Here is a 10,186-nt window from a genome sequence, read left to right on the forward strand (position 1 = left end):
AACGGCCTAATGACCGATTTGGGTTTATGGAACCGGTGAATTTCATTGATGTGAAACTTAACTGTTGTTATTTCTTCTTTTGGCGTGGACCTTTAGGAGCGAATGGACTGCTCTCGCTGTTGTTTTCAGCCTGTTCATCATCATTTCCGTTGGCAGCCTTAGCGTCGGTTATTATCTCCAGTCCTTTGCTCACACCACTCAGAATCTCGGTATGTATTCCGTCAGACATACCTATTTGTACAGCATGTGCCTTGAAAGTGTTGCCTTCGCGTGTCCATACTTTATTTTTCCCCTTACAGTCAACTATCTTGCAGCCTTTAATCAGATCTTGGGTCGGAGTGAAACGCAAAGCCTTTGTGGAAACGCACAACACGTTCTGCCGTTCTGCCGTATAGATCGTTACGTTGGCTGTGAGGCCTGGCTTCAGCTTCAGTTCGCTGTTTGGGGCACTTATCACTACTTCATACGTTACTACGTTGTTTGTCGTTGTAGCTTCCTGTCTTACTTGTTTCACGACTCCTTCGAAAGTGTCGTTAGGATAGGCGTCGACGGTGAATGATACGCGCTCGCCTTCTTTCACGTCGCCGATGTCGGCCTCATCTACGTTTGCCACAACCTGCATATCTTTCAGGTCTTTGGCAATAGTAAAGAGTTCAGGGGTGGCATAGCTTGCGGCTACGGTCTGTCCTTCCTCTACAGACTTGGAAATCACAACTCCGTCTATTGGTGAGGTGATGATGGCATAGCTGAGATTGGTTTGGGCTTTCTGGACCATCTCTCTCGACTGGGCAACCTGGTCTTTAGCTTTCTCAAAGTTCAGCTTTGCCGATTCATATTCGTCTGCGCTTACCAGTCCTTTCTTGAACAATGTTGCATAGCGCTTGTAGTTTGCAGATTCGTAGTTCAGTGAACTCTGTGCACTCGACAAGTTCGCCTTTGCGGTATTCAGTTCGCTAATGAGGTTTGTCTTGTCCAATTCTGCTATTATCTGTCCTTTCTTCACCACTGTATTGTAATCAACATACAGTCTTGAGATGATTCCTGATACTTGTGTACCCACAGTTACTGAAGTCACAGGCTCTACGCTTCCCGTAGCCGTAACGCTGTTCTTGATATTTGCAAGTTCAACCTTTGCCGTGTCAAATGTCACCGCCTGTTCTTTTTTTCCTCCGGAGAACATCCATGTTGCTATCGCGAGGACTGCTATAATGCCAATCCCAATCCATATTTGGCTTATCTTTTTCATATTCTTAATACTTTCTTGTTTTTTGATATTCTTGATTCTTTTTTTATCATGTAAGATTACTTCACGGATAGATTGCTTGTTGGCTATCTATTGCCGTAAAGGTCAAGCATCTGTTTTGAGAGAATTGTCATGTATTTGCTTTGTAGCATATCCTGTTGGGCCTTAATCAGATTCGTCTTGCTGTTCATCAATTCTATAATGTTCTTCAATCCTAATCTGAATTGCTCGCTCATAAGGTCGTAGCTCATTTGCGCGCTTTCAACATTACTCTTTGCTGCCAGATATTTCTGTTGGTTATTGTTGGCATCTATCCAGTATCCCTCAACGGTATTCCATATTTTCTTCTTCTGGTCGTCCAGTTCCAGCAATGCGTTTTCTCTTGCAATACGAGCTTTGTTCAATGCTGTCTTTGTTTGTCGCTGATCGTAGATAGGCATGCTTACTGTAGCTCCAAGCGCCATGTCGAAGTTCGTTTTTATCTGGTTTACCCATGAGTTCTCGTTCATCGATGAGGAACTTGTCATCGCTGATCCTGTGAGACTTATCGTAGGCATGTAGCTTGCCTTTGCTATGGCGATGTTCAGATTGCTGCCTTTTATTCCAAGCTGGCTGTATACGATCTCCGGTCTGTTTGTAATGGCATTTTCATAGACAAAGCTAAGGGCTGGAACTGTTGCTGTGGCTTGGGTGTCGGTTGCTTCTGGTAAAACTATTTCAAAACCACTTTCAGCAGTAATCTCCAACAGTTGTTTAAGTTGTGACTTGTATTTTGCCAGATTACTCTCTGTTTCCACTATGCCGTATTTGTCGTTTGCTGCCTGAGCTGAGAGTTGTGCCAGATCTGCTTTCGACATCTTTCCTACATTTACCATCTCTTTGCCTCTATTCTCATTAGCCAGACTTGCCTCATATGATTGTTTGTTTACTGTCAGGGCCTCGTTGGTATAGAGAATCTGTACGTAGAGCTGTGTTATCTGCTCTTCGATTGTCTTTGCCGTTATGGCAGAGTCGGCAGCGGCTTGTTCTTCTGCCACTTTGCTTAATTTCAGAGTGTTGGTGCTTTTGTTGCCGTTCCATACTGTCCAGTTGGCATTCACTCCGTATGTACCGTTATACGACAGTTTGTCTACGCTGCGTTGTACTGTACCATTGCTCACCATACCCATGCTTTCGTTTGGCCACGGCCTGAATCCCACCCCTTGAGTTGTGCTTGCATTCACAGATGGCAGCAGTTGGGCTTTTGCCTGGAGAGTATTCTCGTGTGCAGTCTGCTTATCGAGTGCTTTCTTCTTCAATGAGATATTGTTGGCCATGGCATAGTCAATGCATTCCTCAAGAGTCCACTGTTTTGTACTTTGCGCAAGAGAGGAGACTATCGACAAAGATGCCAAGGCTGTAGTCATAATGATTTTGTTCATATTTGCTTTCTTTGATTACTCTGCAAATATAGGCATTCTATTCCCTGCATGATAATGAAATAGATATAAGGGGTGTGTTAGTAGAGGAAAAGTTTTGTTTCTTAGATGTAGAACCTCTAAATTAACTGTTTTTTAACAGAAATACGGACTCATGGACGAGCGTGATTGTGAAAAATCATCCTAATCTTTTCAAAGTAAGAAACTGTAGCCTATTATCTTATTGTGCATATATGAGACAGAATAGGTCTATTCGTAGTCTGCTTTGATAATTTGTTTCTTCCTTTGAGAAGGTTAGGATGATGAAGGATTTATCCCTTGTTCTTTGTCAGAAAGGCTTCAGCTCTCTGCAGGTCTGCTGGAGTGTCAATGCCTACGGTTTCAACATCGGTCAGTCCCACCTTAATCTTGTATCCATTCTGCAGCCATCTCAATTGCTCCAGACTCTCTGCCATTTCGAGTGACGACTGTGGCAACTTGGTTATTTCTTTCAGTACGTTTCTTCTGTAGGCATAGAGGCCGATGTGTTTCAGATAGTTGAAGTTCTGAAGCCATTCACCATGATCCACATTCCTGAGATATGGAATCACGCTACGGCTGAAATACATTGCATATCCATTGTTGTCTCTAACTATTTTGGGAGAGTTCGGATTGTCAAGATCAACAATGTCCTGATCTTTTGTAAAGGGCTTTCCGAGTGTCGCTATCTGAGTGTTGTCGTCATCAAAACAACGGCATAGTTCTTTTATCTGTGATTCATGGATAAACGGTTCGTCGCCTTGTATGTTTATCACAACGTCGTACTCCTCACTGAGTTTTTCTACTGCTTCTTCAATACGGTCAGTTCCGCTCTTGTGTTTAGTGGAAGTCATAATGGCATTTCCGCCGAATTCTGCTACCGCATTGAAAATGCGGTCATCATCAGTAGCTACATATACGTCGTCGAGCACTTTCTTTACTTGTTCGACGACCCTTTGAATCACAGTCTTACCGCCAAGTATGGCGAGTGGTTTTCCGGGGAAACGTTGTGATGCGTATCTTGCCGGTATTATTCCTACGAATTTCATATTTATGTTTTTTTTAGTTTTAAATTGACAATGGAATTCCATTGAGTGCGTTTGTGGGTGACTTGACATCAAATTCTGAACCTTATATATGATCTGTCATCGAAAGAAGTTTGTCCCTCATTGAGGCCTTTGGTCGCTATGTTTTCGTATATGCATAGCGGGTCTTCTTCAAGCAGTCTCTGTAGCTCTGCTTCGCTTTCGTTTAGCGTAGGCATCAACTTTGGGTATCCGTCAGAGGCAAGCACTATTTCATGCGTTTTGTCATCTATGGGTATAACTTTCACGAGATGTGTAGGGATATTGAATCCGTCTATTACCGGGTAGAGCTTGTTCTGTTCCAGACATGCTTTCTTCAATGTTGGCAATATTGCTTTGCGCCCGATGTCATTTCTTCTCATTTCGGCTTCTGACATACCTTCTTTCAAGGATTTTCTAATTATCAGCGCTCTTTGGGCTGCAATTTCTTTTTCCCCTGGTTTAGGATTCTCGTATAGTTTACCGTCAACGAGACACTGACAGTCGCCCACCATCCATATCTCCTTCCTGCTGAGACTGAAGACGATGGCACTTGCCGTCATCCTGTTCGTTGGAACATCATTCAACTTCTGAATGTCAACAGCATGTGCATTATATATGGAACGGATTTCTTCTGTCACCTTTTCACAAAATCTCTCCATACAGATGTCGCGTGGCATCTTTTTGATGGCTTTTATGATAGCGAGCATGCAGTATCTGCCGTTACTCATCTCAGGGTTAACTTTCAGTTCTGTTTTGCTTGTACTTCCGTCTACGACGGCAACGAAATTGTCATCTGCCGTTATGCCGTCCTCGTTTAGCAGCCTGCCCGCCTTTCCTTCCGTCTTTTGTTCTATGATTGTCATTTCCTTTTTCGTTGTTGCTTGAAGTAAGTCTTCCTGTTCTGCCTGTGTTCTTTCCGTACCTGTTCTTACTCCATACATAGTCGCTGCTATTTTTCGAATATCCATTGTCGTTGTGAACATATTCTTTTTTGTTGCGGCTTCGGCCGTTGCCTTTATGTGAATCTTGTCCGTCGTCCTTCCATTGGTTGCTGGTGCGTGGACCGGCAGATGTCTGTCTGTAGACGTTAGCATAGAGTTGGGTTATGAGGTCAGCTCTTCCAATTCGTTTCAACTCTCTTTCAATGTTTCGTCTCTCTTCGGGCTTATACCAAAAGAAGAACTGCCTTTGAGCGAGTTTTTCTTTCGGTGTCTTGGCTGAAAACACAGGTTCGAGTGTATATGGGTGAAAACCTGTATACCATGTTTCTGTACTTACCGTCATTGGAGTGGGCGTGAAGTCCTGTACCTGTTCCAGATGAAAATCCAGTCTTTTTGTCTTTACCGCGAGTTCCGCCATGTCTTCCTCCATGCAACCAGGATGGCTGCTTATGAAGTAGGGGATAATTTGCTGGTTCAGGTTCTCTTCATTGTTTATTCTATCGAACATCCGTTTAAATTCTCCAAACTGTTCGAATGATGGCTTTCTCATAAGCCTCAGCACATTGTCTGACGTGTGTTCTGGAGCAACTTTCAGTCGTCCGCTTACGTGCTTACAAATAAGTTCCCTTGTATATTCTCGTGCAGCCTTATTCGCTTTATCGTCCTTGCTTTTGTACAGCAGCAAGTCGTATCTCACACCGCTTCCGATGAAACTTTTCTTTATTCCAGGCAGAGCGTCAACAGAATGGTAGATGTCGAGCAGAGCCGTGTGGTCCGTGTTGAGGTTCGGACATATCTGTGGGTTGATACACGATGGTCTCTTGCATTTCTCACATAGGTTCTTGTTGCGTCCAGACATTCCATACATGTTTGCTGACGGACCACCAAGGTCGCTGAGATAGCCTTTGAAACCATCCATCTGGATTACCTTCTTCACTTCTTTCAGTATGCTTTCTTTGCTTCGACAAACTATAAATTTGCCCTGATGCGCACTTATGGTGCAGAAGGCACATCCTCCAAAACATCCTCTGTGGATGTTAACAGAGAATTTTATCATCTCGTATGCCGGAATGCGTTTGTTCTTGTATTTAGGGTGTGGCAAACGAGTGTAAGGCAAGTCGAAGACCATGTCCAATTCCTTAGTGTCCATCGGTGGATAAGGAGGATTCACCACTACGTATTCTTTGCCCAATCCCTGTATGATGCGCTGTGCATGGATTTTGTTTGACTCTTCCTCTATGTGTCTGAAGTTCTCCGCTTCTGCCTTTTTGCTTTGCAGACATTCCTCGTGGGAGTGGATAACGATGTCCTTTTCTGTTATTCCTCCGCTTATTCCATCTTCTGGTGAAATGTAAACTGTCTGTGGAATGTCTTTAATCTCTTTGATTTCTTTGCCGTCAACGAGTTGCTTGGCTAGTTCCACGATGGGCTTCTCTCCCATACCATATATTATGATGTCTGCCCCGGCTTCTTTCAGAATGCAAGGCATGAGCTTGTCTTGCCAGTAGTCGTAATGGGTGAGTCTTCTCAGGGAAGCTTCTATGCCGCCTAGCACTATAGGCACGTCTGGGTAAATCTCTCTTAGGATTCTGCTGTATACGATGGTTGGATATTCCGGTCTGCAATCGTGTCTTCCGTCGGGGCTATATGCATCTTCCGACCTCAGTCTTTTGTTTGCCGTATATTTGTTCACCATTGAGTCCATGCAGCCAGGAGATATTCCGAAGAACAGTCTCGGCTTTCCAAGTTTCTTGAAGTCCCGGTAGTCGCCGTGCCAGTCGGGTTGTGGCACTATTGCCACCTTCAATCCGTTGGCCTCAAGCACTCTTCCTATTACTGCCGCTCCAAACGACGGATGGTCTACGTATGCGTCTGCAGAGAACAGAATGACGTCTAGTTCATCCCATCCCCTGAGCTCTACTTCCTTCTTTGTCGTTGGCAGCCAATCTGTTAGTCTCAGTTCTGCCATCAGTCCTCCATTTCGGTTTCACCGTTGTTTTTCTCGTCCCATTCTATATATAGGAGTACGAGTTGGTGTAGTCCGAAAGCTTTCATGTTCTTGTTGTAAATCACGTCGAGACACAGGTCTATCAACCCTTTGTCTGCTCCCATGTTCGACTCCAGCATCGACCTCATGTTGAGTTTGAGTTTGTCGAGTACGGTTTCGTCAATGAAGCCTGTGCTGTCGATGAGATTTCTTAATAATGAATATTTCTTTACTGTTGCCAGATGTTCGTCTGTCACGTTTATGCTTCTTGTTCCCGAAGCGTTAGCTTGAATCTTGTACATTTAATTTTGTTTTTATTTGTTTTCAAATTAATGGGTCAGACAAGTATTTCTCCTTCTGTCTGTCGATGGTCTGACAGGTGAATGAGGAGGTTTACTTGACCATTTGCCGGGTCAAATTAATTTGTTTATTTGTTCCCTCTTGTTTATTTATTCATTTAGAAATGTCAGGAATCCCCTCATTATCATTCTCCTTGCTTTTGCCGATGTTATGCATTCGAAAGGAAAACCCATTGCGAGAGTCCTGTTGGCGGTTCCATTATATGCCACGCAGGCCGACTTGCCATTGGCGTAAGTAAGCGTGCAGAATGCTTGTGGAGTGGGTGTTACCACGTTTACTCTTGTTGCGGCGTAATGCCTGTCGTTGAGTGAATCATAAATGTCGAATGCTGTTCCCATTCCCGACACAGACTGTCCGGTATCTTCTGCATAATCATCAATATGCAGCACGTTGCGCAGAAAAGTCTTTTCTCTGTCAGACTGCATGTCTGAGGCGATATAGGAACCACTTGCCAGTATGTTGCCACCTGCTGCGACATAGTCTTCAAGAACCTTCTGCATCAGATATGAGAACGTCTTGTAATCTTCTGTCGCCGTGGAGGTATATTTCTGGTTGCCCAATATAAGGTCTACGCATGCGTATTCTGAAAGATTCACCCTTCCGTTTTCAACAGCATGAGACGATGCGCTCACCACATTGTATTTCTTCATCGGAACCATTGCTTCGGCATGTTCAGCGGTATAGTCGAAGGTATTTCCCATTATGAAACGTCCTTCCAGTTCCGTACCGCTATATCCCAACCCATCAGGTCCTACAGTGGTATGACGCGACTTGTCGAAGTTTATCTGTTGTCCGCTCCATCCCACTGTCATTCCCATTTGCATACCAGGGTCAGATGCCAGGTCGAATCCCTGTTGCCATTCGTTTTTCACTATGGCAGGAGCCGCCAGTCTGTAGAATCCATTAACTATCAGTATGCTTTTAGTAGCTCCTGGGTGATAAACAGCTGTCAGAGTTTCTGAGGGGAAGCTTTCTCCTCCCTTGTTCGTCGCTGTAACCCTGAATCTATAAACGGCATCAGGCGATAGTTTTATTCGTATCTTCCTGCCTTGTACAAGCTCACCATTGTCAAATCCCCCTTGACTTCCAGCTGCGGTATATACAATATATCCTGTTGGCTTTGCTGATGGTTCCAGTGGGTCAGCTTGTGCGTCCCAAGTCAGTTCCACCACTCCTTCGTCAACGAAACGAAGATAGGCGTTCTTGGGGGCGAGTGGTTGCACGATGTAGTCGTTGCGGTGTCTTTCAGCTGTAAATTTCAGTATCGTCTTGTATAAGCTTCTTGCTATCACAAACTTCACGTTAGGATCTTGTCCCATAATCATGTCCGGGAAACTCTGGTGCGACAGGGTCTCTATAATGGCCGACGGTACTTCTGGCAGTCTTGTTTCCGAATAGTTCCGGTCATAGAGATCCCTTTTGTTCCATTTGCCGAATAACCGCTTCATGTCGTTGTCCAATCCGGAAAGCAGGTTCTGAGCAAGAGTCTTTGATGTTTGTCTCGATGAACCGTCAGCGAGAAGTCCGTCGTGAAATTGCGTTGTGCATATTGCCAGCGAACCGAATATAGACCTGAAGTCGGGGGCGTATCCGGCATCGCTGTGTACTGCAAGTGACATCTCAAGCGGCACTTCCTTTCCGTCCTTGTCAGGAACGAAGCAAGAACCTCCAGCAAGCCAGTTCGTCATTTTCGACCTGGTGTTTATATCGTCTTTATAATCGTCAGTCCCATTATATGAGTTGTATACGTTTTCAGGTGCTCCAGCCCATTGTGCATAGTATCTTGCGCCCTCCAGACACCTTGGCATTCCGCTTGTCTGGCCGTTGCGGTTTACCGTTCCCATACCGCCTCCGAAGCGTACGGCGTCCGCCGTTACTACTCCTTTGCAGCGGCTTGAATTAGAAAGTACTACACGGTTGTCAGAAGAGCACCCTTTCCCGAATTCGAATGTTCCGAGATAAACCCATGTTCCGCCTCCCATGCGTTGGTTCACGTTGAATACAGTCTTGACTCCTTTGTGGTAAACGGTGTATTCAGCATCGTCCACGCTGTTTTTGAGCGTGGGATAACTTACGTATACGGCATACCTTCCTTCGTTTTCTATTCGAGGTTGGTATGAAATCATACATGTAGGCATTTTGTCTGCCTTCGTTTTGCGGGTAGTTCCCCATGTGAAGGGATTTGTATTACCATATAATATAGTTTGCGCTACTCCAGCGAAACCCGGCGTTGCTGCATCAGTCCAACGTCCTTGTAGTGAGGTTTCGGTGTAGTAGGGCAGTTGTGGGTTGTCGTTGTCCACTATCACCTCACTTGGTTGCCAGTCTCTTTCCCTTGGAGAGAACACCGTTGCCCCGGCATTTTCGAGCATGGGAATAAGATAAGGCACTACGATTGTCTGTGTGAACAGATCCTCCGTCGTGGAGTATAGGTTTGGTCTTTGCCATTCCCATTTGTCTTTGTTCTTGTCGTAGTATCTTCCGTGACTTGCCCACACGGCAAAATGCTTGTTCAGCAGGCCTTTCGTTGGCTTCAGTGGCCACGACATATTTCTCACCCATTGTTCCCCGTCATATTCTTTACCTCGTTTTGCCGGTACAATGGGTGTGGTCTTGTTTTCTGTTGAGGCTTCCTGCTTATTCCTCTTATCTTTCTTCTTCTTTTTGCTTTTCTTTTCTTTTTTGCCCTTGCCGTCTTGTTTCACAGAAGCGTAAAGGGTCTCCTTCCATTTTGTCTTTGAGGAGTCGCGGTGGCTTGCGCATGCACAAAGCATTGCTACTGCCGCCAATATGACAATCTTCTTTTTCATCTTTTTCCGGTGTGTTTCATTTTTCCGAGTCGATGATGGCCGGAACCACTGAGCAGTTGCAATAAGTTATTGCTCACTTCTATTCTTGAGCTGCGTCTCCTATGGAGAAATTTTCCGGTTTCTTTCCTTTGAAGTCCTTGAAATACAGCTTTATGTGCTTCATGTCTTTTTCCACATCGCCTGTAGGATGGAAACATTCCGTACATGTTATTTCCTTTTTCTCATAGTCCACGCCATAGAGCAGAATCGGCAGGTTGGCCTTCAGGGCTATAAAGTAGAAACCTTTTTTCCAGTCTTCCACTCTTTTTCTTGTGCCTTCCGGCGTGATGCATAGTCTGAACT

The 10,186-nt window shown here is 44.8% G+C and carries 7 protein-coding genes and 1 pseudogene; all 8 read right to left on the reverse strand.

The genetic code is table 11. The features are described 5' to 3' along the window. Nucleotides 1-67 precede the first annotated feature (67 nt). Nucleotides 68-1,246: an efflux RND transporter periplasmic adaptor subunit gene (locus tag QVO99_RS02355; protein ID WP_022315989.1), complete on the reverse strand. Its 1,179-nt coding sequence runs from the start codon at nucleotides 1,244-1,246 to the stop codon at nucleotides 68-70. Nucleotides 1,247-1,329: 83 nt separating this feature from the next. Beyond that, a complete protein-coding gene (locus tag QVO99_RS02360; RefSeq protein WP_288176882.1) occupies nucleotides 1,330-2,664 on the reverse strand; it encodes a TolC family protein in 1,335 nt (444 codons plus the stop codon). A 308-nt stretch (nucleotides 2,665-2,972) separates the two neighbouring features. Then, the gene (gene kdsB / locus QVO99_RS02365; RefSeq protein WP_022315991.1) at nucleotides 2,973-3,728 is read right to left on the reverse strand and encodes a 3-deoxy-manno-octulosonate cytidylyltransferase; all 756 of its coding nucleotides are present in this window, start codon (nucleotides 3,726-3,728) and stop codon (nucleotides 2,973-2,975) included. A 68-nt stretch (nucleotides 3,729-3,796) separates the two neighbouring features. Then, on the reverse strand, nucleotides 3,797-4,609 hold the full coding sequence (locus tag QVO99_RS02370; protein ID WP_044065848.1) for a hypothetical protein: 813 nt from the start codon (nucleotides 4,607-4,609) through the stop codon (nucleotides 3,797-3,799). Next, complete coding sequence (locus QVO99_RS02375; RefSeq protein WP_022315993.1) at nucleotides 4,536-6,656, reverse strand: YgiQ family radical SAM protein; 2,121 nt, start codon at nucleotides 6,654-6,656, stop codon at nucleotides 4,536-4,538. The genes QVO99_RS02370 and QVO99_RS02375 overlap by 74 nt, the downstream gene beginning before the upstream one ends. Beyond that, nucleotides 6,656-6,976 carry a hypothetical protein gene (locus tag QVO99_RS02380; RefSeq protein ID WP_022315994.1) on the reverse strand — a complete coding sequence of 107 codons (321 nt, stop codon included), beginning with the start codon at nucleotides 6,974-6,976 and terminating at the stop codon, nucleotides 6,656-6,658. The genes QVO99_RS02375 and QVO99_RS02380 overlap by 1 nt, the downstream gene beginning before the upstream one ends. 147 nt (nucleotides 6,977-7,123) lie before the next feature. Next, nucleotides 7,124-9,844 carry a golvesin C-terminal-like domain-containing protein gene (locus tag QVO99_RS02385; protein WP_022315995.1) on the reverse strand — a complete coding sequence of 907 codons (2,721 nt, stop codon included), beginning with the start codon at nucleotides 9,842-9,844 and terminating at the stop codon, nucleotides 7,124-7,126. A 79-nt stretch (nucleotides 9,845-9,923) separates the two neighbouring features. Then, a pseudogene (locus tag QVO99_RS02390) lies at nucleotides 9,924-10,186 on the reverse strand (acyltransferase); the annotation flags it as partial.

The sequence above is a fragment of the Prevotella sp. CAG:592 genome, from assembly GCF_000436015.1.
GTDB classification, from domain to species: domain Bacteria; phylum Bacteroidota; class Bacteroidia; order Bacteroidales; family Bacteroidaceae; genus Prevotella; species Prevotella pectinovora.

What these genes read in the sequence shown, in the direction of transcription:
- QVO99_RS02355 (WP_022315989.1), bottom strand. Translation starts at nt 1,246, where the DNA reads ATGAAAAAGATAAGCCAAATATGGATTGGGATTGGCATTATAGCAGTC.
- QVO99_RS02360 (WP_288176882.1), bottom strand. Translation starts at nt 2,664, where the DNA reads ATGAACAAAATCATTATGACTACAGCCTTGGCATCTTTGTCGATAGTC.
- kdsB (WP_022315991.1), bottom strand. Translation starts at nt 3,728, where the DNA reads ATGAAATTCGTAGGAATAATACCGGCAAGATACGCATCACAACGTTTC.
- QVO99_RS02370 (WP_044065848.1), bottom strand. Translation starts at nt 4,609, where the DNA reads ATGACAATCATAGAACAAAAGACGGAAGGAAAGGCGGGCAGGCTGCTA.
- QVO99_RS02375 (WP_022315993.1), bottom strand. Translation starts at nt 6,656, where the DNA reads ATGGCAGAACTGAGACTAACAGATTGGCTGCCAACGACAAAGAAGGAA.
- QVO99_RS02380 (WP_022315994.1), bottom strand. Translation starts at nt 6,976, where the DNA reads ATGTACAAGATTCAAGCTAACGCTTCGGGAACAAGAAGCATAAACGTG.
- QVO99_RS02385 (WP_022315995.1), bottom strand. Translation starts at nt 9,844, where the DNA reads ATGAAAAAGAAGATTGTCATATTGGCGGCAGTAGCAATGCTTTGTGCA.